Below are 23,774 nucleotides of genomic sequence, written 5' to 3' on the forward strand. Positions count from 1 at the left end.
GCTTATAAGTATTTTTGTGGTTGATAAACATATAAAACTTAGTTAATAATTTTGAAAATAGTTGACAAGACATTAAATTTATGTAGATTTGTCAACCAATAAAAGTCAAAATGAAAAACTTAGTTGCTAATCGCATTAAAAGTGCAAGAATACTTAAATGTTTGTCACAACAACATGTTGCAGACGAATTAGGTGTGTCTAAACAAATGATAAGCAAGTATGAAAATAGTGACGCAATTCCAACTAGCTCAAAATTCCTAAAGTTGTCTAAACTATTTGGTTTAAAAATGGATTATTTCTTTAATTCTTTTCAAGTAGAATTAGGAGAAATAAACTTCATAAAAAAATCAAATTTTTCTTTAAAAAAACTAAATTCTTTAAAAGAGCAAATAAGAATCAACTTAGAAAATTACATTTGGTTAGAAGATACCTTATCAATTGATTATAGGTTTAAAAATGCTATTGAAAATATCAAGATTAGCAAAATTGAAGATGTAGAAAAGGCAGTTTTAAAACTAAGAAATGATTGGAAAATTGGAATTGACCCTATTCATAACATAATTCAACTTTTGGAAGATAAAGAGATAAAAGTAATTGAATTATATGATGTTGATGATAAATTTGATGGATTAGCAACCTATGTTAATGGTAAATTTCCTGTGATTGTCGTTAATGGTAATTTTCCAGTAGAACGCAAAAGATTTACTTTACTTCACGAATTAGGGCATTTATTATTAAATCTTCACGATTGTGAGACTAAACAAGAAGAACAATTTTGTAATAAGTTTGCTGCTGAATTCCTTTTTCCTAAGGAAATTGTTATAAGAGAATTTGGAGGTAAAAGAAACCATATAACTCTTGCAGAGTTAATTTCAACTCAAAAAAAATATGGAATTAGTATTCCTGCCATAGTTTACAGACTTGTTGACTCAGGAATTCTAAGCAAACAACGTCATACTGATTTTTACAAAAGGACTAGATTTAACCCATCTTTAAATAGAGAAGTAAATGCTTCGAGATTTGAAACCCCAGAAAAATCTAACAGATTTGAACAATTAGTTTATAGAGCGCTTTCTCAAGAAAACATCTCAATAAGTAAAGCTTCATCATTATTGAACAAGAATATAGAATCCGTTAAAGAAAGTTCATTGATATAGATTATATGCATTATGAAAATAATAATTAATGATGCTAATATTTTAATAGACTTAGTTAAACTCGAACTTCTAGAAGCTTTTTCAAAACTAAATTTTGATTTATACACTACCGATTTTGTCATTGAAGAATTAAATGACAAACAAAGAGCACCAATTACTGAATTAAGTGAATCAAATAAACTTGGAATTATCGAAACGATAGCAATTGAGGATTTTCAAGGTATCAATATAATACTAGAAAACAGTAGTGGATTAAGTTTTGAAGATTGTTCTGTTTGGTATTATAGTAAAAAACTTTCAGGTGTATTACTAACAGGTGATGGAAAATTAAGAAAACAAGCTAGTAAGGATGATTTAGAAGTTAGAGGAATAATTTATCTTTTTGATGAATTCTTAAGTCAGGAATTAATCATTTTTGAAGTAGCTGTTGAGAAAATTATACAACTAAATCTTTTAAATAATCGACTTCCTAAAAAAGAGATTCAGAAAAGAATTGATAGTTGGAGTAAGAATAATCATGTTGGCTGAGTCCATTAAAGTTAATTGTTGGTTTAATTCTAAATTTTTACTATGAAGTCCTTAAAAATTTAAGCTCTTTACTGTACAAATAACCACCGAAATTATCCAAAGAATCATCCCAAAATTGCGCATAAAATTCTATCCTTTTATTAACTTCTTTTAGCGGTTTTGGATCTGCAAGTCAAAAGCGATTGCGACAATCTTATTTTGTTTTGACCAAATTAGCATTAATTAATATTTAGTGTGTTTGGTAACCCCTTGGCTGGTCATTTCAAATTGAATGTAAACTCCAGAGGAGTTTTATATTAATAGAAATATGATTTATTATTTTTGTAAGCTCCAGAGGAGTGACATGATCATAAAATATGTCGCACCTATGGAGCTAAAAATAAATGTCCCATTAGATATTTATTAATATGTAGCCACGCTGTGGGTTTGCGATTGCTTGTGTTTTCTGTTAATAATTTTCCGTTATTTATCTTACTGATAGGTTTAGCCAATGAAAAAAACACCCCTAAAGTCCGCTCAAGGTGACACTCCTATAACTCAACTGAGTGAATTGTCCCCTTTAGGGGACTTTAGGGGTGTAAGACAAAATAGCCATAATGATTTTTATCATTAAACCGTCTTCCCATCCAAAAACCCCTCTAAATTACCTAAAGAATCATCCCAAAACTGCGCATAAAACTGCATCCATTTATTCACTTCCTTAAGTGGTTTTGGGTCGGCAATACAAAAGCGATTTCTGCCGTCTTCTTTGATAGCAACCAAACCAGCATCCTTTAATACTTTAATGTGTTTGGTAACCCCTTGTCTGGTCATTTCAAATTGATTGGATATTTGCGTAATGGATAATGCTGAGGTTGCGATGACTAAGGCATGAAAAATGTCACGCCTTGTTGGGTCTGCAATGGCTTTAAATAGTTTGGTGATATTATCTTGCATTCACTTCTTCTTTTAAATAGGTGGTTAAACCACTCATACAATTGTCCCAACCACCATTAAAACTCTCGAACATGGTAATGGCTGTTTCGCCAGCATAATTTTCGATACCAGAATGTTCTAAGAATAGTTTTGTGCCTTCTGGAATAGTTTCCAGTTTCCAAGTTACGGTGGTTTCTACGTTGGTACCTTCGACAATCCAAGTGTAAATTAAGGTATAAGGGTTGGCTTCTTTTACAATGCCGATTATATTGGTGCAACCTTTTTCGTTAGGCTCAGAACTAAAGGTATAGTGATAGCCTTTTTCAGCTTTAAAATTGGTTTTTAAAAACCATGTGGATAGTTCTTCGGCTTTGGTAATGGCATTCCAAACCTTGTCTATGGGATGTTGGAAAACCTTTTCTTTTGTGATTGTGTTGTTCATAATGTTCGTTTTTTAGATTAATACGCAACTTTATGGTTGCTAATTTATACAATTAATTTTAATAAGTAACTAAAAAGTTGCATAAATAGTTTTTCTGTTGCTGCGTAAAGTTTGTCTGTCGGCAGACAGGGATTGAACACTTCGGCTGCGCTCAGTGCAGGCTCACTGTTTGAGCTCCTCGGAGAGAACGAGTAGTTAAATGAATATTCAGGCAATCATTAACTTTAAATGATGATTATGAGTAAAGCCTGATTCATGCTCCCAAAATAAACTTACCATACAATCGTTCAATTTAACCATAACCAAAACAAATAATGCCAATGTAAGGTTTGCCAAATATTTTGACTAATTTTGTAATTCCATGATAACTATGGTGGAAGAAAAGCGAAGTACAATACAATAAACAATAAATATTATGGCATTAGAAATAACAGATGCAAACTTTGAAGAAACGGTATTAAAGAGTGAGAAGCCAGTGATGGTTGATTTTTGGGCTGCTTGGTGTGGACCTTGTCGTATGGTTGGGCCAATCATTGATGAAATCAGCACAGAATACGATGGTAAAGCTGTAGTTGGTAAGGTTGATGTTGATGCGAACCAAGAGTTTGCTGCGAAATATGGTGTTAGAAACATACCTACGGTTTTGATTTTTCAGAACGGAGAAGTTGTGGGTCGCCAAGTAGGTGTTGCACCTAAAAATGCCTATTCAGACGCAATCGACGCACTTTTATAGTCCATACTCTAAAAGAAATGATAAAAGGTTTGCCAATATGGTGAACCTTTTTTAGTTTGGGGCAGAAAGCATGAAGCACGTAGCTCGAAGCTGGAAGTTTGAAGGAGAAAGCTGGAAGAATTGAGGCTGGATAGATTTTTTACACGAAATAATAACACAAGTAGCTATTTCCTTCCCTTTGGGAAGGTTAGGAAGTGATGAACATACAACAAGAACTCAATAAAGCAGGAGGTTTTAAAAACCTGGAATTATTAGCGAAACAAGTCGTGGAGGGCTTTATTGCTGGGATGCATAAAAGTCCATTTCATGGGTTTTCGGCTGAATTTGCTGAGCATAAAATTTATAATCAAGGTGAGAGTACCAAGCACATAGATTGGAAATTGTATGCCAAAACCGACCGTTTATACACCAAGCGTTATGATGAGGAAACCAATTTGCGTTGCCATATTATATTAGATAATAGCAGTTCTATGCATTACCCAGAAACGGCTGGTACAACCATTGATAATCTTAATAAAATTGCATTTTCGGCATTGGCAAGTGCGTCGTTGATGCACATTCTTAAAAAGCAACGCGATGCTGTTGGGTTGAGTATTTATAGCGATGACTATGATTTTTATGCGCCAGAGAAGGGTAGTGAACGTCATCATCAGATGTTATTGCATAAGTTGAGTGAGGCTGTGGTTTCTAAGCTTGAAACTAAAACCACGGAAACCTACCGCTATTTACATCAAATTGCTGAAAAGATTCATCGCAGGTCGTTGATTTTTGTATTTACGGATATGTTTCAAACTTCGGAAGACGATGAGAAATTGTTTGAAGCTTTACGTCACTTAAAGCACAACAAGCATGAAGTGGTTTTATTTCATGTGTTTGATAAATCAAAAGAAGAAGCCTTTGATTTTGATAACAGGCCAAAACGATTTATTGATGTGGAGACAGGAGATCATATCAACTTATATGCAGATAATATCAAAGAAAACTACGAAAAGGCCGTCAAGGATTACTTTACGGACTTAAAGATTAAGTGTGGGCAATACCGCATTAAATATGTTGAAGCCGATATTAATGCTGGTTTTAATAGTATATTGACGACCTACATGATAGAGCGCCAGAAATTTATTTAGGATTTGACTGATGTTCGATTTAAATTTTATGAGTTCGATTGAGTTACTGGATTTATAGGATTTTTAAAATTTATAAACTTCACTAAATTATAATTTCGTTCAATGATTTTTATACTGTTTCTCAGTTAGTTGGAGTTTAGTCTTTGTTCTAGATTCTAAAAGCGCAGCAGTCTTTTGTCTTTTATCGCGAAACATTATTTATTTTTTCAGTTTTTTGTTTGCCAAATTAAAAATGCAATGTATATTTGCCCTCGCAATTAAGCAACGGTCTGGTAGTTCAGTTGGTTAGAATGTCGCCCTGTCACGGCGAAGGTCGCGGGTTCGAGTCCCGTCCAGACCGCTAAATGGGAAATCAAATTTCCTCAAAACCTTGTAAATCTTATGATTTGCAAGGTTTTATGTTTTTAGGGCAATCATATAATTTCATATCATTTGCATCTAAAAGGTCACAAATCGTCAACATATTTTTTTATCTGCGATTATGTTGACAGATTGACGTAACTTACTGGTGTTAGTATAGTTGATTTGACTTTCGTCTCACTAAATGTTTAATCATTAAAGACGACAATTATGCGAACTTCATCAACATTTTCAATATTGTTTTGGGTGTACGGAAAACGTGCTGTAAACAACAAAGCAAATATCTACATTCGGGTTACCTTAAACGGTAAACGTGTCAACATTAGTCTCAAGAAGAAAATCAATATTTCTACTTGGGATGAAAAACTACAAAGAGCAAGTGGGACCGATAAGGATTCCCGTATTCTCAATCTTTACTTGAACGAAGTACAATCAAAAGTATATAGGATTTACGAAGATTTCAAGAGGGATGAAGTGCCTTTCACTTCCCAAATGGTCAAAGCCAAATTTTTAGGCGAAGATAAAACACGTTTTTCCTTTCAAAACCTTGTTGATTACTACAATGAAAAGATGCAACATAAGTTGCATAGGAATACGATGGGTCAATATAAGACCAGTCAACGTTATATGATGGAATATATTCTAAAGGAATACAAACTGACAGACATCCCACTTTTCAATCTTGAATATGGTTTTATCGTGGGCTTTGAAGATTTTCTTCGGTCGTATGTACCTAAAAGCGGACAATCTAAAATTGGCAATAATACCGCAATGAAGCATATTAAGCGTTTACGCAGAATGGTTACTCTTGCCTATCGGATGAAATGGATTGAAAGAGACCCGTTTGTCAATTTTAAAATGAAAATTGAAAAGAAAGAACGTGGTTTCCTTACAGATTTTGAATTATTAAGTATTGAAGATTTGTCTTCTTCCATAGAGCGTCTTATGGTTGTGAAAGATTTATTTGTTTTTAGTTGTTACACCGGTATTTCTTATGTTGACATTGTACAATTAAATGAAGATAATATTGTAATGGGTATAGATGGTAGTCCTTGGATAATGGCCGAAAGAGTAAAAACAGGTGCACCATTCAAAATTCCACTATTACCCAAAGCTGCAATCTTAATAGATAAATACAAAGACCATTATAGAACCAATGACACATCCAATCTTTTGCCCAAGTTATCTAATCAGAAATTGAACAGTTATTTAAAGGAAATCGCTGACCTATGTGGTATCAAAAAAAACCTGACTTTTCATATGGCGCGCCATACTTTTGCTACCACAGTAACTTTAAGCAATGGTGTTCCAATAGAGACAGTATCTAAATTATTAGGGCATACCAAACTATCCACAACACAAATCTATGCAAGGGTCGTTGAGAGGAAAGTGAGTGATGATATGGCGCTTCTCAAATCAAAAATTGGTTGATGAAATTTTATAAGCATTTACTAACTGTTGAAATCTTCAATTGAGATTTTAACAGTTTGCATTTTCATTCCACTACCTTTACAGACTAAAATAGTGTGTATGATTATAAAGGTAAAATGGGAAGATTTTAAAGAAGAAATCGATGGGTTTGTATCTACTGGAAATGCAATTGTCGATAAATATAGGTCTTCAAAAACAGAAGATGAATTTAATAATTTTAAGGAAGAAAAACAATCTTGGGAAAATACTGTTGTTAGCTATGTTCGAGCATCTTTTGAACCAGAAAACAGAAATTTTGCAAATGAGTTTAAAGCTCAAAGAGGATATAATACTGGCTTTAAATTAGGGACTGACCAAAAAATTAAAAATGAAATTCAAGCCCTAAAAGATGAAATCAACGGGCTTGACTACTACTTGAAAATGTTATTCATTTCAGATGCAATTGTAAGGCCAGATGAAATTGATTTGAATGAACGTCAAAATCTTGACACCGAAGGCATACTCGAACTAATACTTTCAAAACTATATGACCTTTATAAAGATGGTAAATACCATTCTATTAACTGGATTCTTGAAGGCAATGGAATTAAATTAAACGGTCGTGGCGAAGATTGGGACTATGGAAGAATGCTTGAAAACCGAGGATTTATTGAATGTATGAATGGCAGGAATGTAAATGCCAAACTGAAATTGGAAGGTAAATATGCCATTGAGCAATCAAGAAAAGCCCAGACAACGGACTATTCCAAAATTAGTAATTCCGATGAGGAACTGAAAGAACTTATAAAACAGGTTCTCTCGAAAATTGAAGGTTTAGGTTTTGGACAGCAAATTATTTTCGACGAGTTCGATGAGCTTCGCGATGACATTCCGCATTTGAGCAAAAAGTCATTTGGTCAATTATTAAAATCGAAACTTGGCGATTTAGTAACAGCCAAGGCATTTGATAAGGCATTAGCGAGCGAAATATTCAAAGAATTTACAAGTCAAGTATTGCCATTTTAATTTATGAGGTTACGCAATACGTGTTTTCAGATAAACAACGTATCTATGGTAAATCTACAGTTTCCTTCTTCGTAAATAATCTTGAGCCAGATGATAGTGTAACACGAACTTTTGAGAGTGAAGATGAGACCGTGAATTGGCTTATGGACAATGACGATTACCCAAGAATGTTATTTGAAAACCTATTTCACACATCCAATTCTGTAATATTTCATTGCGGTGTTAAAGAGCCTATTACAAATTCCTATTCAAATGCTGTAAAAATTATATTGACATTTTTCTTTCACAACAACCATACGCTATCAAACAAACTTCATCCACAAAGAGGCAGATGATACATTAAATAGTGTGATTAATTTCTGATTTCATACTGCTGATTAATCTTTGCACAACCTGTGCATCGATTAATTTGTATATTTGTAAAAATTTATGAAAATATTCTTTTCCATATCAATGTCAATTTTATTCTTTTTTCAGGGAATTAGCATTGATATGGATTTTTGTGGGCCAATTAAAGAAATTTCAAGCATTATTACCCATTATCAAGACCATAAAGTTTATGGAGACTCTTTCCTTGAATATGTAGTTGAAGATTACATTGACAATGATGCAAAAAATGAAGGGCATCATAATAACCCAGATAAGGAGAATACACCAGTCCATTCCCATCATCAATGTTGTCACCCTCTAGTATTAATTATTGCGAACAACAATTCGGCTTTAACCAATCAACTAAAGCTTGAAGATAAAAAACAGTTCAACTTTCATAAAGTAGACTTCACTTCCAGATATCTGGAATCACTTTTGCAACCTCCTAAAGTATAATTCAGTTTTTTTTAAGGATAGATATATCCTAACGTGATGCTTCTCAAGACAGGCATTGCTATATAAATACGTTGCACCTATTCGCATCGTAAGTTTTAAACTGAATTAATACATTTTCTATGATTAACAAAATCATTTCATTTTCCATTAATAACAAGTTTATTATTGGGCTCTTTATAGTGGCACTTGTAGGTACGGGCATTTGGTCTATGGCCACTATAAATCTGGGTTCTGTACCCGATATTACCAACAACCAAGTACAGGTTATTACAGTTGCCCCAAATTTAGGTACTGAAGATATTGAGCAATTTGTTACCTATCCTGTGGAGTTGGCAATGGCCAATCTGCCAGACGTTATCGAACTGCGTTCGGTGTCCCGTTTTGGGCTGTCCGTGGTTACCATTGTCTTTAAGGATGAGGCTGGAACCTATCTGCCAAGGCAATTGGTACAGGAAAAATTGACCGAAGTTGCTGGAGAAATCCCTGAAGGTTTCGGCACACCTTTTATGGCACCCATAACAACAGGTCTGGGCGAAATTTTTCAATATACCTTAAAAGTAAAAGAAGGCTATGAAGACAAATATGACGCAATGGAGCTTCGTACCATCCAAGATTGGATTGTAAAACGTCAAATGGCATTAGTCCCCGGAGTGGTCGAGGTAAATGCATTTGGTGGTTACGTAAAGCAGTATGAAGTTGCCATAAACCCTAATAAGCTGAAAAGTTTCGGAATTACAATGAATCAGGTCTTTGAAGCCTTGAAAGTCAACAATGCCAATACTGGTGGTGCTTACATTGAAAAAAACCACCAAGCCAATTTTATCCGTGGCGAAGGATTGGCACGAAGTATCGAGGATTTGAAAAATACAGTTGTAACCACACAAAAAGGAAGCCCTGTTTTAATAAGGGATGTCGCCGAAAAAGTAGGCTATGGTAATCAAGTGCGTTATGGTGCGTTTACCCAAGATGGACACGAAACTGTTGGTGGACAAATTTTAATGCTGAAAGGCGAAAGCCCAGGCGACGTGATTGAAAATGTGGAAAAGCGTATTGTAGAAATTCAAAAATCCCTGCCGGAAGGTGTTTATATTGATGCTTTTTTAAGCCGAAGTGAACTTATTGAGGCAACCACAAGTACCGTTAAAAACAATCTAATAGAAGGAGCCCTAATCGTCATATTTGTTTTGGTCTTACTTTTGGGAAGCTTCCGTGGTGGCTTGATAGCAGCTTCGATAATCCCTTTATGTCTATTATTTGCATTTATTTTGATGAAACAATTTGGCATTTGGGCAAATTTAATGTCCTTGGGTGCGATCGATTTTGGAATTATTGTAGATGGAGCGGTGATTATCGTGGAAGGAGCGGTTTTCCACATTCATCAACGGATGAAAAAATCCACAACCGCCATCAACCAAGCTGAAATGGATGAAATCGCCTATGATTCTTCAAGTAAAATGATGAATTCTGCCTTCTTCGGTCAACTAATTGTTCTTATAGTTTTTACACCGATTCTTTTTTTGACCGGTGTGGAAGGGAAAATGTTCCGGCCAATGGCATTTACATTTGGTTTTGCCGTTTTAGGAGCGATTATCCTTTGTCTTACCTACGTGCCAATGATGTCATCATTATTTTTAAAACCTGCTAAAAATCAAAATAGTTGGTTCGCCAAGTTTGAAAACAAGATTGATAGGTTCAGTGATAAAATTATGGATGTTCTGAATCGTATCTATCTGCCTATATTAAATTTTGCACTTCGCTTTCGGGCAGGTGTGGTTATAGGCGCGGTTTCCTTGCTTTTGATTTCAGGATTTATTTTCAGCAATATGGGAGCAGAATTTGTCCCTAAATTTGATGAAGGCGATATTGCATTTCAAGCATTGATAAAACCGGGGAGCAGTCTTACAGAATCTATTGAGGCTTCAGAGAAACTTCAGAAGTTAATCAATGAGTTTCCGGAAGTAAAAACAGTAGTTTCAAGAATTGGTGTGGCTGAAATACCAACAGACCCAATGCCTATGGATATTGCCGATAGTTATATTATTCTTGAAAAAGATAAGAGTAAATGGACTTCTGCAGAGAGTAAAGAAGAACTCATAGAAAAAATACAAGAAAAAATATCAGTCGTTCCCGGCGTAAATTTCGTATTTACACAACCCGTGGAACTTCGTTTTAATGAATTGCTTACCGGTGTTCGTGAGGACGTGGCAATCAAACTGTACGGAGAAGATTTGGGTGTGTTAGCCGACAAAGTACAGGAAATCGCAGCAGTCATCAGAACTGTTCCTGGAGCGGCTGACCTCAATGTGGAAGCTACAAGCGGTTTACCACAAATGACGGTGGTATATAACCGCGCTAAAATGGCACAATACGGTGTAACCATTGATAAACTGAATGATTATGTAAGTGCTTCATTTTCTGGAGAAGAAGCAGGTGTAATTTTTGAAGGCGAAAAAAGGTTTGATGTGGTCATTCGTTTGGCAGAGGAATATAGACAAGACATCAATAGCTTAAAAAACCTTTTCATAGACCTGCCAAACGGTGCACAAGTACCTTTAAAGGAGGTTGCAGATATCAGCTATAAGCCCGGGCCAATGCAGATTTCAAGGGACAATACCTCTCGTCGTATTTCGGTAGGGGTCAATGTTCGTGGGCGCGATGTAAAATCGATGGTCGAGGAAATTCAACAAAAATTGGAAACGGACGTGAAACTGCCACCAGGTTATTTTGTAACCTACGGAGGTTCTTTCGAAAACCTTCAACGTGCTTCAGACCGATTGATGATTGTAGTTCCAATCGTTCTATTAACAATATTTGTTCTGCTTTACTTTGCTTTAAATTCAGTTACGCAAGCCTTGATGATCTATATGGCAGTGCCTTTGGCGACCATTGGTGGTGTTTTCGTTTTGTTGATTCGTGGAATGCCTTTCAGTATTTCTGCCGGAGTCGGGTTTATCGTGCTCTTCGGAGTTGCCGTATTAAACGGACTCATACTCATAAACAAATTCAATGAATTAAAAGATAGTGGAATGACAGACTTAAAAAAACGAATATACGAAGCAACGCACGAACGCTTACGTCCCATTTTATTAACAGCTATTACAACAATTATGGGCTTTATCCCAATGGCGATTTCTACCTCTGGTGGTGCAGAAGTACAGCGGCCTTTGGCGACAGTAGTCATTGGAGGAATGCTTACGGCAACGTTTCTGACCTTGGTGGTTATTCCTATTCTTTATTATTGGCTGGAATCACGAAAAGAAAAGAAGGATAATGATGGTGACGCAAGTTACATTAAGAAAGGCGCAACGGTTATTATTATATTATTGAGTTTGGGAGGTTTTTTAACCCCAAATGCAGCAAATGCACAGGACAACCAGTTGGCTCAAACCCTTACCTTGGAAGAAGCCATATCTATGGCCAAGGAAAATTATCCATCCCTTAAAGAGAGCCAAGCTTTTATTGAACGGGAAAAGGCTATGAAAGGAACAAGTTTTGATTTAGGAAGCACCTCTTTATATACCGGTAGAGAAGACCAAGGGGTGCAACAAGGAATATTGAGTACGTATGGTGTACAACAGGGCAATATTGATTTGCTTTCGGGTTTTTCAAAAAACAAGTTCTACAAAGAACGGGTTAAATTGGGCGAAAAATTCTATGCTGTCAATGAGCAGCAATTGATTCGTAATGTGATGCAGGCGTATGACCTTATCAATTATAACAAGGCACAATTGCGTTTTGCGGAACAGTTGGACAGTGTTTATGCCAACTTTAGGACGGCTGCCGAATTACGCTATGACACAGGGGAAACAGGCAAGCTGGAGTTTATTGCGGCTTCTTCCGAATATCAGCAGATTCAAGTATTAAGGCAACAAGCCTATGATGATATTGAAATTGCAAAAAGAGCATTGAAGCAGTATTTGGGCATTGACCAAGAAATTGAAACTGTGAATTTGACCTATGAACCAATGGATTTTTTGGCCAATTTGGATTCGGCTTCCGCAGCCAATAATCCTTTGCTTCAATATGCTATGCAAAATGCCGAAGTAAGCAAAGCGAATATAGGTGTTGAAAAATCCGAGTTCCTACCAAAATTCAGCATAAGCTATGATAAATTGAAGTACAATGATGTGTCTGGCTTTAGCGCATATCAAGCCGGTATTAGCATACCGCTTTGGTTCTTTCCACAGAAATCAAGGGTAAAGGCTGCCAAGGCAGATGCTATGGTTGCGGAGAACCAATATCTCGAACAAAAAGCAATGACCGAAAGTAGGGTTTCCCAACTATTAAAATCATTGGAAAAGACCAAAAAAACCCTTTCCTATTATGAGGAAGGCGCATTACTTTTGGCAGAACAGCAAATCGCTACGGCAGAACTGGCATCAAAAGAAGGTGAAATAGACTATGTAAACTATATTACAATTCTTAATAGTGCTATCAGAATCAAACAAAACCATTTGCAGTTTATAAATCAATTTAATCAGCAGTTCGTCGAGCTGCAATACCAACTGGGTAATCTATAATCTAAAAAAAGAAAAATGAAGAATATACTATTAGTAAGTACCGTATTATTTACACTTATGTTTATGAGTTGTAATGATGCCCAAAAATCTGAACTTGGGCATAACGAAGCCGAAGGTGTATCAAAAACCAATGAAGCTGGGGAAGATGTACACGGCGAGGAAGGCCACAATGAAGGAGAAGAAGAAGGTCACAGCGAGGAAGAAGGCGTTGTGGAACTCACAAAGCAACAGGCCGAAACCATTGGTTTGGAAATGAAACCTTTGGAGGAACGCAATTTAGGGAACAACATTAAGGTAACAGGAACGCTGGAACTTTTCCCACAGGACAAGGCGAACATAAGTCCTTTTGTTGGTGGAAATGTGAGTTCCATAAAAGTAATCCCTGGAGATAACGTAAAGAAAGGTCAGGTGTTGGCATATATAGAACACCCAGATATCATTGCTATGCAACAGGATTATCAGGAAAAAAATGACGAACTGGTCTTTTTGAAACAGGATTTTGAACGCAAGCAGACCCTTTATGATAAAGGTGTTTCTTCTGGCAAGGAATTTCAAATGGCACAGTCAAAATTTCGTTCTACAACATCCAGCGTCAATGGTTTGCGGTCCCAATTGAGACTGTTGAGCATTAACCCGGACAAAGTGGCGGATGGACAGATATATTCCGCTGTTCCCATTACCTCGCCTATAAGTGGGTATGTGGATGAAGTAATGATTAGCCTTGGCGATTACGTGGCACAACAATCCAAAATGTTCTCGATAAGCGACAACTCAAAAATTTATGTCAACTTCAAAGTATATGAGAAGGACATAAAGCAAATCAAGCAAGGGCAACAGATATATTTTTCCACGGCCTCTCGTCCAGATGAACTGCTTAAGGCAACCGTTCGGTCTGTAGGTAAAACCTTCAATACAGACCCAAAAGCTTTGGAAGTTCTGGCAGATATTGAAAACAAGGATAAAAACCTATTGCCGGGTATGTATGTGGAAGGGCGCATAGTGCAGGGCGAGAAAAAGGGTTTTGCCGTACCGGAAGCTGCCATTATAAAAGAAGGCGAGCAATCCTTCATTTTCATTTTGGATGAAGATGAAGAAATGAAAGCGGGCAAAATGAAATTCAAAATGATACCCGTAACGGTCGGTATTACTGATTTAGGCTTTGTTGAAGTCAACCTGCCTGCCGAAGTTTCAAAGGATGCCAAAGTCGTGATAAACGGAGCTTATAACCTGTCTTCGGAAATGGTCAAGGGCGAACTGGAACACGGACATTAATTCAATAATAATCAAAGATTTTGATTCCGAGTTTGTTTATCGTCTTAATTAGTTAGTTAAAAATTAGAAAACAGGCTCGGTTCAAAATCGATTAAAAATTTAAAAAATTCATAATATGAAGGAAATAAAAGCATATATAAAACCGAACCGAATCCAAAGAGTCATTGAAGCACTTTCTGACAATGGATTTGAAAGTATGACCCTTTCACAAGCAGAAGGCACGGGCGCATTCAAGGCAAAAGGTGCAAGACCGTCGCTAGATTTTCACGTAACAGATAGTCCTGTGGTAAAATTGGAATTGGTCTGTCAAAATGAGGAAGCCCAAGCGGCCATTGAAACAATTATAGCCAACGCCAAAACCGACGGGCCTGGAGATGGTATTATTTATATAGCAAATATTGAAGATGCGTTTCAAATTAAAACAGGAGATTCCTTAAAACGGCACGACCTGTAAATCTCTTTTTAAACAAATGGAAAAAATAGTTCAATTTTTAGAAAGCAAAGGAATACGACCTACAGCTATGCGCCTTATGACCTATAAGCGGTTGGCAGAGTTGAATGTGGCCATCAGCCTTGGCGACTTGGAAAAAGATTTTAAGGTCAGTGAAAGAAGTACCCTATTTAGGACTATGAAAGCGTTTGAAGAAAAAGGGATTGTGCATCAAATCGAGGATGGGACAGGGGTTATAAAATACGCCCTTTGCGAAGAAAATTGTGAATGCGAGGTCGGCAACGACCTTCATTTGCACTTTCATTGCAACAATTGTAATGAGACGGTCTGTTTAACAGAACATAAAATCCCTCACATCAACTTACCTGATGGTTATATTACCGAGGATATCAACTTGGTGGTAAAGGGTATCTGCGAAAAATGCAGTGGCAATTTGGTTTAAACGTTTGGTTTTTAAATTCAATTATCATTTATAAATAATGAGCAATGATAACAATCTATAAAAAAGAGGCTACTGTATATATGGTAGCAGAGAATAAGCTGGATGCCAAGGATTATGAAAACTTGATACCAGTCTTAACAGAACATATAACTGCCCATCCACAAGTGTATTGGTACATCGAGATGGAAAATTTTGAAGGCTGGACAGCAGAGGCATATTGGAAGGGAATTGAATTAAACCTTCCGAATGAAAAGCATTTAAAGCGTGTTGCTTTGGTGGGTAGCGTTAAATGGCAAGAACAATTTACCGAGGTATTGCTTCCTTTTTCAGAAGCTCATATAAAATTTTATAAGACCGAAGAAAAAGAATTGGCCAAAGAATGGATAGAAATAGAATAACATAAAAAATGGATATACTATTGATTTAAAAACAGAAACACTATGATGGACGATTGGTATTTTGGAGGAATGCACTGGATATGGTGGGGACTTTGGATAATCCTCATCTTTTGGATATTCCTAATTCCTTACCCCACCCCGGGACAGAAACGGAAAAAGGATAGTGCGATGGAAATCCTGAGGGAACGTTTTGCACGGGGCGAAATAAGCAAGGAAGAGTTTGAACAGCGAAAGAAACTGTTACGGGAAAACAAGAAAAAATAAACTGCAATGAAACCGCCTAATGGCATACATAATCAAAAAAGAGGAGGGCTGAACAGGCAAGGACTTCTTATTGCTATTGTTTTAGGGTTTGCGGTGGGCATAATCATTATACAGCCATTGGGCATTTCCCTATTCCAGTATGACCAGAGCGGTGATACGGGCAATTGGTGGTATTTGTTCAAAAATGCAGTTGGGCAAGCTCTTGGATTTGGAGATGTGGACCAAATCCTAAAAAATATCCTGTTTGGTATTATGGGAAGCAGTCTCGCCCTGATGTTCTATACAAGAAAAACAATATTTCAACTAAATAGGGAGAAAGTCGGAATAACCTTGATAAGGGAATTATTGGACAAAGGTGAAAACCACGAGGTAGAATTCAAAAGCACCTTGCGGTGGGACCTTCGACAAGGTAAGGTAAACAAAGCCTTGGAAATGGTAGTGGCAAAGACCATTGCGGGATTTATGAATACCGAAGGCGGCCATTTGATTATAGGAGTTGACGATGAAGGCCGTATCCTGGGGCTCGAACAAGATTACGGTACTTTAAAGAAACCGGGCAAGGACGGATTTGAACAGTATATAATGCAGTTGGTGTCCTTCAATTTAGGCACGCATTTTTGCCCTTTGGCAAAGGTGACCTTTTACCAATTTGAAGAAAAGGATATCTGTTATGTAAGGGTCTACAAATCGCAAAAACCAGTGTATTTGAACCTGGGCGACCGTTCTCATTTCTTTATCAGAACTGGGAACGGTACCCGTGAGTTGGATATGCCCGAAGCATTAGATTATATGGAAACACACTTAAATTAAACAATATGGGATTTTTAAAACATTTATTAAGAGGAAGTTATGGTCATCATTCCAACAAGCATCAACGTAAAAATAATGACCCAAGATTTGATGAACCCAAGGTTGTTGTGAGATGTATAAAATGCGGCAAAAACAATCCTGAAAATGCTTCTTTTTGTCAACATTGTGGCGAGCCTTTAGGTAAAGTAAAATGCAAAAGTTGTGAAGAACCAATACCTATGGATGCAAAATTTTGTTCTAAATGTGGCACTGAAGTATAGTTAAAAACCTTATAAAAAAGAACTCTAACTTTTACCAATATTTCATATATAGCTTTAGGTTAAAGATTTATAGCAAGAAAGTTTATGACATAATTGGAATACAAAATGTAAATAACCGAACTATATGAAATTAATGAATGACAGATTGTACCACAAAATATTCAACGGTGCCATTATTATGATTTTAATTATAACTGTTTCTTTGGGAATCGGGATGCTTGGGTATTATTATTTTTTGAAATTAAGTTGGATTGATAGCTTTTTAAACGCTTCAATGATTCTTACAGGAATGGGTCCCTTAGATGAAGCACAAACCGATGCTGGCAAATTGTTTTCTGGAATTTATGCCTTGTATTCTGGGATAATTTTCCTTTCGGCCATAGCAATCTTTATCTATCCCATTATTCAAAAAATTGGGAAAAAATTTGAACACCACCACTAATAACAATTATAATTTCTCAATATGCTCTTAAATAAAAGAATATCCATTGTCAATTTTATTAAAACCATAAAGTTTGATATTGTATTTATTGTATCTTATGCTGTAGCTGTGGGTATTTTGGACCAATATGGTTTTTTGTCAAAAATCTCTATTCCAATTGGTGTTACTGCTGTTTTTGGCACTGCGGTAGCTTTGCTTTTGGGTTTTCGAACCAATCAAGCTTATGAGCGCTGGTGGGAAGCCCGTATTATATGGGGCGCAATTGTGAATGATTCCCGAACACTGGTCAGACAATGTGTTTCATTTTTCAAAAGGAGCAACGGGCAGTACGATATTTTGGTCAATGAAATGACCAACCGTCAAATAATCTGGTGCTATGCATTGGGTGAATCATTGAGAAAACTACCCTTTTCCCCCAAAGTTAAGGAATACCAAAAATCTTATAAGTTGGAGTCTTTTAATATTCCAAATACTTTATTGTCAGAACATTCTGAAACTTTGCTAAAAGCAAAAGAAAACGGTATGGTCAATGATTTTCAGCAGGTACAAATAGACAGTACCATAGCCAGATTATGTGATTCTATGGGCAAGTGCGAACGTATAAAAAACACGGTCTTCCCCAAAGCACATAGTTTATTAATCCATTTAATCATTTATGTATTTGCCACAATGTTACCATTTGGTCTGTCAGACCAATACCTGGCGGTGGAAATAAGTCTAACTATTGGAATACCGATTATTTTCGTTGCCATTGAAAAAACATCCATTTTGATGCAGGACCCTTTTGAAAATCGACCTATGGACACCCCTGTAACCGATTTGGCTACAACTATTGAAATAAATCTTAAACAAATGATAGGGGATGAGGATATTCCGATCAAAGAAAAAGCGAGCGAATATTATATACTGTAAAGGGTCAACTTTAAAATTTTATAAAATGAAAAAACTAAAAATGAAAATTCCCGTAATCCTTCCACAGGTACCGGACGAAAAAGATGCCTGCATCAACAGGATCATCGACAAATTAAGTGGACGTGAAGGCATTGACAGTGTACACATATCCGATGAAAAACCGGACGGTATACCGCAACTCTGTTTCCATTATGACCCTGATGTCATTTCCCTTGATAGAGTAAAGTCCTTGGCAGAAACCACGGGAGCCCAAATCACGGATAAATTTGGGCATAGGCTAATAGCCGTGGAAGGGATACGCCACACCCGTCACGCCCGAACCATCGAGAAAGCAGTCAAGGAGGTCGATGGAGTTCTCGAAGTTTCCGCATCCGCTTCTGGAATGGTACGTGTGGAATTTGATAAAGGCATTACAGGATTTGGGGCTATTAAAAAGAAAATAGAAAAACAAGGGCTTACCATTATTGAACCTTCCGTTGATACAGAAACGTATTTACAAAAAATGGAAGTTTCCAACGGTGAAGAAAAATCTGAAGATACTCAAGACAAGGAGGAAAATCAACACGTTGGCGAGAGCGAAGACCACGTTCATAAAGACGGCGAAGAACACAACCACAAGGAGGGTGAAAGTGAGGCACACGCCCACGGTGGTATTTTTGGCAAGAATACCGAACTTATTTTTGCCATCATTTGCGGTACGCTTCTGGGTATTGGTTTTGGCCTTTCCTACGTAGAATCAATACCGGATTGGGTTAGCTTATCTTTATACGTCGGTGCTTACTTTTTTGGAGGGTACTTTACGGCGAAAGAGGCTATACAGACCGTAGCCAAGGGCGGCTTTGAAATCGACTTCTTGATGTTGGTTGCCGCCATCGGTGCCGCAGCTCTGGGCGAATGGGCAGAAGGTGCCTTGTTGCTGTTCCTGTTTAGTTTGGGGCACGCCCTTGAACATTATGCAATGGAAAAGGCCCGAAAGTCCATTGCGGCACTGGCAGATTTAGCACCAAAAACGGCATTGCTGAAAAAAGATGGCAAGACAGAAGAAGTCGGGATTGAAAAATTAAGTATAGGCGATATCATTGTGGTCAAGCCCAATAGTAAAATATCCGCAGATGGCGTCGTGGTCAATGGAAAAAGCAGCGTCAACCAGGCACCTATTACTGGGGAAAGTGTACCCGTGGACAAAATTCCCGTGGAAGATACGAGCAGGGACTATTCGGCAGACGATGATATCAAGGACGAAAATCGGGTATTCGCTGGAACTATCAACGGTAATAACACGCTGGAAATAAAGGTAATCAAGGAAGCCAAAGACTCTACACTATCCCGACTGGTCAAACTGGTTAACGAGGCGCAGACCCAGAAGTCCCCTACCCAACTGTTGACCGATAAGTTTGAAAAATACTTTGTACCATCCGTACTGATACTGGTGGGTATCCTGCTCTTTGCCTTTCTGGTCATTGATGAACCGTTTAGTGCAAGTTTTTACCGTGCAATGGCGGTATTGGTAGCCGCCAGCCCCTGTGCACTGGCCATTTCAACACCAAGTGCTGTATTAAGCGGGGTTGCAAGAGCGGCTCGTGGCGGGGTACTTATCAAAGGTGGGCGACCGCTTGAGGATTTGGGGGTCATTACGGCTTTGGCTTTTGATAAAACGGGCACGCTTACAGAAGGCAAGCCCAAACTTACCGATGTAGTACCATTAGGGGATATTGAAGAAAATGAACTGTTAAAGATAGCTGTTGCTGTTGAAAATTTGAGCGACCACCCTTTGGCCAAAGCTGTCGTAAGGGATGGGAAAGAGCGTCTGAAAGGTACTGATATTAACGATGCGTCAGATTTAGAAGCGGTTCTCGGAAAAGGTATCAAAGCGTCCTTGGGCAAGGATAAAATCTATATTGGAAACCTTGACTTGTACGAAGACCTCGATGAAGCAAAACCATCCGAAGAAATATCGAATAAAGTAAAAGAACTTGAAAGCGACGGAAACACGACGATGCTTATAAGAAGGAACAAAGAATATATCGGTATCATCGCCCTGATGGACACCCCACGGGAAGCGGCCAAGGAAACACTGAAAAAATTAAAGGAAATCGGTATCAAGCGGATGATAATGCTAACCGGGGATAATCAAAAGGTTGCCGACGCCGTTGCTAAAGAAATTGGATTGACCGATGCTTGGGGAAGCCTGTTGCCGGAGGAAAAAGTGGATGCCATAAAAGAATTAAAGGAAAAGGAATCCAAGGTGGCAATGGTGGGAGATGGTGTAAACGATGCGCCTGCGATGGCAAACAGTACCGTAGGTATTGCAATGGGTGCAGCGGGCAGTGATGTGGCTTTAGAAACCGCGGATGTTGCCCTAATGGCCGATAAATTGGAAACCCTGCCCTTTGCCATTGGCTTAAGTAGGAAAGCAAAGGCCATAATCAAGCAGAACCTTTGGGTAAGCCTTGGGGTTGTGGCACTTCTGATACCAGCCACCATTTTGAGCTGGGCAAACATAGGAATAGCCGTGGCATTTCACGAGGGGTCTACCTTGGTAGTCGTGGCCAATGCGCTGCGCCTTTTGGCTTATAAAAAAGATTAGAAAAATTGGGACATAGAAGAACCTGGTTTTTTGAAAGAATATTAAATGACAAAGACGGAAAAAACATTATTGGCTAAAGGGATTCGACCTACTAAAATGAGGTCGAAGATATACAAGTTCCTAAAAAGGAAACAAAGTGCCGTGTCCTTTTCCGATTTGAAAAAGGCCTTTGTTCAAAAGAGCGAAACCAATAAAACAGCAAACAGAACGACCTTTTATCGAAACCTCAAGATTTTCGAGGATAAAGGGCTGATTCATCAGATTAATGATGGGGTCGGAGTGGCAAAATATGCGATTTCTGATGAAAACGCCAAAGGTAAATACGGTACAGATTTACATATGCACTTTCATTGTACCGATTGTAGGAAAACAATCTGTTTACCGAATAAGATATCGGAAGAAAGCTTGCCACACGATTATGAAGTGAACGATGTGAACTTGGTTTTGAAAGGAATATGTGAAAAATGCAGGAAAAAATAACAGGTGGGAGTACTTGAACCTTGAACCCTTGCGCCCAATGGTCCAGTTCAGGTTTCTTCCACCCTCTTTAACTAAAAAATATGGCAGAACTAAAAAAATCTTTGAGTACGCTTCGACTTACCTTTTATGGCGTTGGCACGATTGTGGGTGCAGGAATCTATACCGTGATTGGTGCAGCTGCTGGACAAGCGGGCACAGACCTTTGGTTGAGTTTTATTTTTGCAGCAATTGCGGCTAGTGTCTCTGCAATGTCCTATGCAGAGTTGTCCTCTACCTATCCCAATGCTGGTGCGGAATTTATTTTTGTACGCAAGGCATTTCCAAAAATTGATATTCCGTCTTTTCTCACGGGTTGGACGATTGCGTTTCATAGTTCGGCCACCATTGCAGCCGTGTTACTTGCCTTTTCGGGGTATTTCAATACGTTTTTTAATATGCCCTCTCTTCTAATAAGTTATGGCATTTTATTGGTGTTGTCATTAATTAGTATTACAGGCATCACAAAATCGTCGACAGCAAATATTATTATGGTCAGCATTCAACTTTTGGGATTGTTATTATTGATAGTATTTGGACTTTTGGAAACTGGTCCACCCAAAGCAGAATTTTTTAAAGTTGAATCGATTTCTGGAACTTTGGCGGCCACAGCTACACTGTTCTTTATCTATACTGGTTTTGAACATATGGCAGCTTTGGGTTCGGAAGTTAAGAACCCAGGGAAAACAATTCCCCGTGCATTTTTAATGACTATGGTAATAACTACAATAATTTATTTATTTATTGCTTTTACGGTTTTGAATATTGCAGACCCTTCCGCTTTGGCAAACGTGGATTCGCCACTTTCTCTTGCATCTTCCAATCTCAACAATTGGTTGCCTGTGGTATTGGCTATCGCTGCACTTTTTGCTACGGCTAATGCTGCTTTTAGTGGTATCATATCCATAAGTAGGTTGCTTTTTGGAATGGCCAGTGTGGGAGAACTTCCAAAGTTTATGACCAAAACCAATGCACAGAAAGTACCGTGGGTTACTACTATTGTAGTTATGGCAGCAGTTGCGGGATTTTTATTGTTGGGCGATATTAAGATTGTAGCAGGTATGTCTTCTTTAGGCGCTTTACTTGTTTTTGTTGCCGTAAATGTCGCACTTATCGTGCTTCGGTTTAAAGCACCAGAGCAAGAACGACCATTTAAAGTTCCTTTGGCTATAGGACGAGTGCCGATTTTACCCATTTTGGCGATACTTATAAGTCTATCATTGATAATCCAATTTAATTGGCAGGTTTATTCAGCGTTCGTAGGTGCTGTTATCGTGGGTATTGTGCTTGATTATTTTTTGGACAAAAAGTCAAAAGATGAAATAGACCCTGAAAAAGAAAAGGAACTTTTTAACCATTAAAATGAAGCTATGGACTGGATGTTTGAAGATTTTAAAACTGACCTAGATACCTTAAATCCTATTGTACGAGAAAAAGCCCTGTCCATAGCAAAAGAACTAATTGAAAAAAAAGATATTTCAGCAAAAGAAGCTTTATCAGAAGGCATCATAAGGGCGGAAGAATGGTTTTACGATTTAGAAGGATAATTATTAATTAAAAACTATATAAAATGTTACAGATAATCGAATTAAAAGAAAAAAATATTGTTGCAACAAAAGCTTCGGGCAAATTGAGAAAAGAAGATATAGAAAAAATCCACCCACTTATCCACGCCATACTGGACAAGGGAATGAAAGTCCGTTGGTATTTTGAGATGGAAAACTTTACAGGTTGGGATTTACCTGGTTTATGGGAAGACCTGAAAATGGACACAGCCCACGCCACGGACTATGAAAAGATTGCTATGGTTGGAGATAAAAAATGGCAGAATTGGATAACCCAATTTATGAAGCCTTTTACGAACGCCGAAATTAAGTATTTCAATATAGACCAAAAGGAAGATGCCAAAAATTGGATTGAGAGCCAGTAAGCTTACTTCCATAAAAGACAGACGATGAATAAAAAGAATATTTTTATTACCATACTAATTGGGTTTGCCATAGGTGTTTTTATCCTTCAACCTTTGGGGATAACAATTTTCACGTTTAGCAGCCAGAATTACGAAATCAATTGGTGGCAATATTTAATAAATAATTTCATTGAAATTTTGAATATCAATGGGAATCAAATTTTTGAGAACATTCTGTTTGGACTATTAGGTGCCAGTGTTGCGCTGATGTATTATTTCGGTAACAGAGAAAAGGATATAGATAATAAGTAGCGGTAACTGGTTATGTGAAAGAGTGAAATTTTTTATTTAAAATAAATTAAGTGATAACTTAATTAATAGCAGGCAGCTTTTATGATGCTTCTTAAAGCAAAATGATTAATAGCATTAAAAGCAAAAGTAGAAGCTGCTTTTTTTTTGTTATAAAAT

Annotated in this window: 26 protein-coding genes and 1 tRNA gene; 25 read left to right on the forward strand and 2 right to left on the reverse strand. The window is 37.4% G+C overall.

Annotated elements, in window-relative coordinates:
- Positions 1-110: 110 nt before the first annotated feature.
- Positions 111-1,157, forward strand: a complete 1,047-nt coding sequence (locus tag HM987_RS00860) for a helix-turn-helix domain-containing protein (protein WP_179004436.1) — start codon at positions 111-113, stop codon at positions 1,155-1,157.
- A 12-nt stretch (positions 1,158-1,169) separates the two neighbouring features.
- On the forward strand, positions 1,170-1,685 hold the full coding sequence (locus HM987_RS00865; protein WP_179004438.1) for a PIN domain-containing protein: 516 nt from the start codon (positions 1,170-1,172) through the stop codon (positions 1,683-1,685).
- 609 nt (positions 1,686-2,294) lie between these two features.
- Here HM987_RS00865 and HM987_RS00870 read toward each other — a convergent pair.
- Together HM987_RS00870 and HM987_RS00875 are read right to left on the reverse strand one after the other, a co-directional pair.
- Positions 2,295-2,621: an ArsR/SmtB family transcription factor gene (locus HM987_RS00870; protein ID WP_179004440.1), complete on the reverse strand. Its 327-nt coding sequence runs from the start codon at positions 2,619-2,621 to the stop codon at positions 2,295-2,297.
- The gene (locus tag HM987_RS00875; RefSeq protein WP_179004442.1) at positions 2,611-3,042 is read right to left on the reverse strand and encodes an SRPBCC family protein; all 432 of its coding nucleotides are present in this window, start codon (positions 3,040-3,042) and stop codon (positions 2,611-2,613) included. Before HM987_RS00875 ends, HM987_RS00870 begins: the two co-directional genes overlap by 11 nt.
- Positions 3,043-3,457: 415 nt before the next feature.
- Here HM987_RS00875 and trxA point away from each other — a divergent pair, with 415 nt between their 5' ends.
- From trxA to HM987_RS00990, 23 genes are all read left to right on the forward strand, one after another.
- Positions 3,458-3,775, forward strand: a complete 318-nt coding sequence (gene trxA, locus HM987_RS00880) for a thioredoxin (RefSeq protein WP_179004445.1) — start codon at positions 3,458-3,460, stop codon at positions 3,773-3,775.
- A gap of 197 nt (positions 3,776-3,972) precedes the next feature.
- Positions 3,973-4,902, forward strand: a complete 930-nt coding sequence (locus tag HM987_RS00885; protein WP_179004447.1) for a DUF58 domain-containing protein — start codon at positions 3,973-3,975, stop codon at positions 4,900-4,902.
- Positions 4,903-5,168: 266 nt separating this feature from the next.
- A tRNA-Asp gene (locus tag HM987_RS00890) sits at positions 5,169-5,242 on the forward strand.
- Between the two features lie 230 nt (positions 5,243-5,472).
- Complete coding sequence (locus HM987_RS00895; RefSeq protein WP_076547111.1) at positions 5,473-6,693, forward strand: site-specific integrase; 1,221 nt, start codon at positions 5,473-5,475, stop codon at positions 6,691-6,693.
- A 99-nt stretch (positions 6,694-6,792) separates the two neighbouring features.
- The gene (locus HM987_RS00900; RefSeq protein WP_076547110.1) at positions 6,793-7,698 is read left to right on the forward strand and encodes a hypothetical protein; all 906 of its coding nucleotides are present in this window, start codon (positions 6,793-6,795) and stop codon (positions 7,696-7,698) included.
- A gap of 20 nt (positions 7,699-7,718) precedes the next feature.
- Positions 7,719-8,033 carry a hypothetical protein gene (locus HM987_RS00905; protein ID WP_179004449.1) on the forward strand — a complete coding sequence of 105 codons (315 nt, stop codon included), beginning with the start codon at positions 7,719-7,721 and terminating at the stop codon, positions 8,031-8,033.
- Positions 8,034-8,127: 94 nt separating this feature from the next.
- Complete coding sequence (locus tag HM987_RS00910) at positions 8,128-8,523, forward strand: hypothetical protein (protein WP_229724544.1); 396 nt, start codon at positions 8,128-8,130, stop codon at positions 8,521-8,523.
- Between the two features lie 119 nt (positions 8,524-8,642).
- On the forward strand, positions 8,643-13,043 hold the full coding sequence (locus tag HM987_RS00915; RefSeq protein ID WP_179004451.1) for a CusA/CzcA family heavy metal efflux RND transporter: 4,401 nt from the start codon (positions 8,643-8,645) through the stop codon (positions 13,041-13,043).
- A 15-nt stretch (positions 13,044-13,058) separates the two neighbouring features.
- On the forward strand, positions 13,059-14,315 hold the full coding sequence (locus HM987_RS00920; protein ID WP_179004453.1) for an efflux RND transporter periplasmic adaptor subunit: 1,257 nt from the start codon (positions 13,059-13,061) through the stop codon (positions 14,313-14,315).
- A gap of 115 nt (positions 14,316-14,430) precedes the next feature.
- Complete coding sequence (locus tag HM987_RS00925; protein WP_179004455.1) at positions 14,431-14,769, forward strand: P-II family nitrogen regulator; 339 nt, start codon at positions 14,431-14,433, stop codon at positions 14,767-14,769.
- 16 nt (positions 14,770-14,785) lie between these two features.
- Positions 14,786-15,208, forward strand: a complete 423-nt coding sequence (locus tag HM987_RS00930) for a Fur family transcriptional regulator (protein WP_168817443.1) — start codon at positions 14,786-14,788, stop codon at positions 15,206-15,208.
- Between the two features lie 44 nt (positions 15,209-15,252).
- A complete protein-coding gene (locus tag HM987_RS00935; protein WP_099647762.1) occupies positions 15,253-15,606 on the forward strand; it encodes a SpoIIAA family protein in 354 nt (117 codons plus the stop codon).
- A gap of 42 nt (positions 15,607-15,648) precedes the next feature.
- Positions 15,649-15,870 carry an SHOCT domain-containing protein gene (locus HM987_RS00940; RefSeq protein WP_026775389.1) on the forward strand — a complete coding sequence of 74 codons (222 nt, stop codon included), beginning with the start codon at positions 15,649-15,651 and terminating at the stop codon, positions 15,868-15,870.
- A gap of 6 nt (positions 15,871-15,876) precedes the next feature.
- Complete coding sequence (locus HM987_RS00945; RefSeq protein WP_223248935.1) at positions 15,877-16,680, forward strand: AlbA family DNA-binding domain-containing protein; 804 nt, start codon at positions 15,877-15,879, stop codon at positions 16,678-16,680.
- Positions 16,681-16,685: 5 nt separating this feature from the next.
- Complete coding sequence (locus HM987_RS00950) at positions 16,686-16,940, forward strand: zinc ribbon domain-containing protein (protein WP_026775387.1); 255 nt, start codon at positions 16,686-16,688, stop codon at positions 16,938-16,940.
- Positions 16,941-17,064: 124 nt separating this feature from the next.
- The gene (locus tag HM987_RS00955) at positions 17,065-17,382 is read left to right on the forward strand and encodes a hypothetical protein (RefSeq protein ID WP_036841153.1); all 318 of its coding nucleotides are present in this window, start codon (positions 17,065-17,067) and stop codon (positions 17,380-17,382) included.
- Positions 17,383-17,403: 21 nt separating this feature from the next.
- Positions 17,404-18,294, forward strand: a complete 891-nt coding sequence (locus HM987_RS00960) for a bestrophin family protein (RefSeq protein WP_139064648.1) — start codon at positions 17,404-17,406, stop codon at positions 18,292-18,294.
- Positions 18,295-18,319: 25 nt separating this feature from the next.
- Positions 18,320-20,881, forward strand: a complete 2,562-nt coding sequence (locus tag HM987_RS00965; protein ID WP_026775385.1) for a heavy metal translocating P-type ATPase — start codon at positions 18,320-18,322, stop codon at positions 20,879-20,881.
- Positions 20,882-20,926: 45 nt separating this feature from the next.
- Positions 20,927-21,361, forward strand: coding sequence for a Fur family transcriptional regulator (locus HM987_RS00970; protein ID WP_026775384.1), 435 nt, complete (start codon positions 20,927-20,929; stop codon positions 21,359-21,361).
- 80 nt (positions 21,362-21,441) lie between these two features.
- Positions 21,442-22,758 (forward strand): APC family permease, encoded by a 1,317-nt coding sequence (locus HM987_RS00975; RefSeq protein ID WP_026775383.1) that lies wholly within the window; start codon positions 21,442-21,444, stop codon positions 22,756-22,758.
- A gap of 9 nt (positions 22,759-22,767) precedes the next feature.
- Positions 22,768-22,944, forward strand: coding sequence for a hypothetical protein (locus tag HM987_RS00980; protein ID WP_164674149.1), 177 nt, complete (start codon positions 22,768-22,770; stop codon positions 22,942-22,944).
- 23 nt (positions 22,945-22,967) lie between these two features.
- Positions 22,968-23,327, forward strand: coding sequence for a SpoIIAA family protein (locus HM987_RS00985; RefSeq protein ID WP_026775382.1), 360 nt, complete (start codon positions 22,968-22,970; stop codon positions 23,325-23,327).
- 24 nt (positions 23,328-23,351) lie between these two features.
- Positions 23,352-23,618, forward strand: a complete 267-nt coding sequence (locus HM987_RS00990) for a hypothetical protein (protein ID WP_116770199.1) — start codon at positions 23,352-23,354, stop codon at positions 23,616-23,618.
- Positions 23,619-23,774: the final 156 nt, after the last annotated feature.

Origin of the sequence: Winogradskyella forsetii (assembly GCF_013394595.1) — a bacterium.
Classification (GTDB): Bacteria; Bacteroidota; Bacteroidia; order Flavobacteriales; family Flavobacteriaceae; genus Winogradskyella; species Winogradskyella forsetii.

Bases quoted from the DNA above. Each gene is read 5' to 3' on its own strand.
- HM987_RS00860 (WP_179004436.1), top strand. From the start codon at position 111: ATGAAAAACTTAGTTGCTAATCGCATTAAAAGTGCAAGAATACTTAAA.
- HM987_RS00875 (WP_179004442.1), bottom strand. From the start codon at position 3,042: ATGAACAACACAATCACAAAAGAAAAGGTTTTCCAACATCCCATAGAC.
- HM987_RS00885 (WP_179004447.1), top strand. From the start codon at position 3,973: ATGAACATACAACAAGAACTCAATAAAGCAGGAGGTTTTAAAAACCTG.
- HM987_RS00920 (WP_179004453.1), top strand. From the start codon at position 13,059: ATGAAGAATATACTATTAGTAAGTACCGTATTATTTACACTTATGTTT.
- HM987_RS00970 (WP_026775384.1), top strand. From the start codon at position 20,927: ATGACAAAGACGGAAAAAACATTATTGGCTAAAGGGATTCGACCTACT.
- HM987_RS00965 (WP_026775385.1), top strand. From the start codon at position 18,320: ATGAAAAAACTAAAAATGAAAATTCCCGTAATCCTTCCACAGGTACCG.
- HM987_RS00910 (WP_229724544.1), top strand. From the start codon at position 8,128: ATGAAAATATTCTTTTCCATATCAATGTCAATTTTATTCTTTTTTCAG.
- HM987_RS00930 (WP_168817443.1), top strand. From the start codon at position 14,786: ATGGAAAAAATAGTTCAATTTTTAGAAAGCAAAGGAATACGACCTACA.
- HM987_RS00960 (WP_139064648.1), top strand. From the start codon at position 17,404: ATGCTCTTAAATAAAAGAATATCCATTGTCAATTTTATTAAAACCATA.
- trxA (WP_179004445.1), top strand. From the start codon at position 3,458: ATGGCATTAGAAATAACAGATGCAAACTTTGAAGAAACGGTATTAAAG.
- HM987_RS00990 (WP_116770199.1), top strand. From the start codon at position 23,352: ATGAATAAAAAGAATATTTTTATTACCATACTAATTGGGTTTGCCATA.
- HM987_RS00870 (WP_179004440.1), bottom strand. From the start codon at position 2,621: ATGCAAGATAATATCACCAAACTATTTAAAGCCATTGCAGACCCAACA.
- HM987_RS00980 (WP_164674149.1), top strand. From the start codon at position 22,768: ATGGACTGGATGTTTGAAGATTTTAAAACTGACCTAGATACCTTAAAT.
- HM987_RS00915 (WP_179004451.1), top strand. From the start codon at position 8,643: ATGATTAACAAAATCATTTCATTTTCCATTAATAACAAGTTTATTATT.
- HM987_RS00935 (WP_099647762.1), top strand. From the start codon at position 15,253: ATGATAACAATCTATAAAAAAGAGGCTACTGTATATATGGTAGCAGAG.
- HM987_RS00925 (WP_179004455.1), top strand. From the start codon at position 14,431: ATGAAGGAAATAAAAGCATATATAAAACCGAACCGAATCCAAAGAGTC.
- HM987_RS00940 (WP_026775389.1), top strand. From the start codon at position 15,649: ATGATGGACGATTGGTATTTTGGAGGAATGCACTGGATATGGTGGGGA.
- HM987_RS00900 (WP_076547110.1), top strand. From the start codon at position 6,793: ATGATTATAAAGGTAAAATGGGAAGATTTTAAAGAAGAAATCGATGGG.
- HM987_RS00975 (WP_026775383.1), top strand. From the start codon at position 21,442: ATGGCAGAACTAAAAAAATCTTTGAGTACGCTTCGACTTACCTTTTAT.
- HM987_RS00895 (WP_076547111.1), top strand. From the start codon at position 5,473: ATGCGAACTTCATCAACATTTTCAATATTGTTTTGGGTGTACGGAAAA.
- HM987_RS00950 (WP_026775387.1), top strand. From the start codon at position 16,686: ATGGGATTTTTAAAACATTTATTAAGAGGAAGTTATGGTCATCATTCC.
- HM987_RS00945 (WP_223248935.1), top strand. From the start codon at position 15,877: ATGAAACCGCCTAATGGCATACATAATCAAAAAAGAGGAGGGCTGAAC.
- HM987_RS00955 (WP_036841153.1), top strand. From the start codon at position 17,065: ATGAAATTAATGAATGACAGATTGTACCACAAAATATTCAACGGTGCC.
- HM987_RS00985 (WP_026775382.1), top strand. From the start codon at position 22,968: ATGTTACAGATAATCGAATTAAAAGAAAAAAATATTGTTGCAACAAAA.
- HM987_RS00865 (WP_179004438.1), top strand. From the start codon at position 1,170: ATGAAAATAATAATTAATGATGCTAATATTTTAATAGACTTAGTTAAA.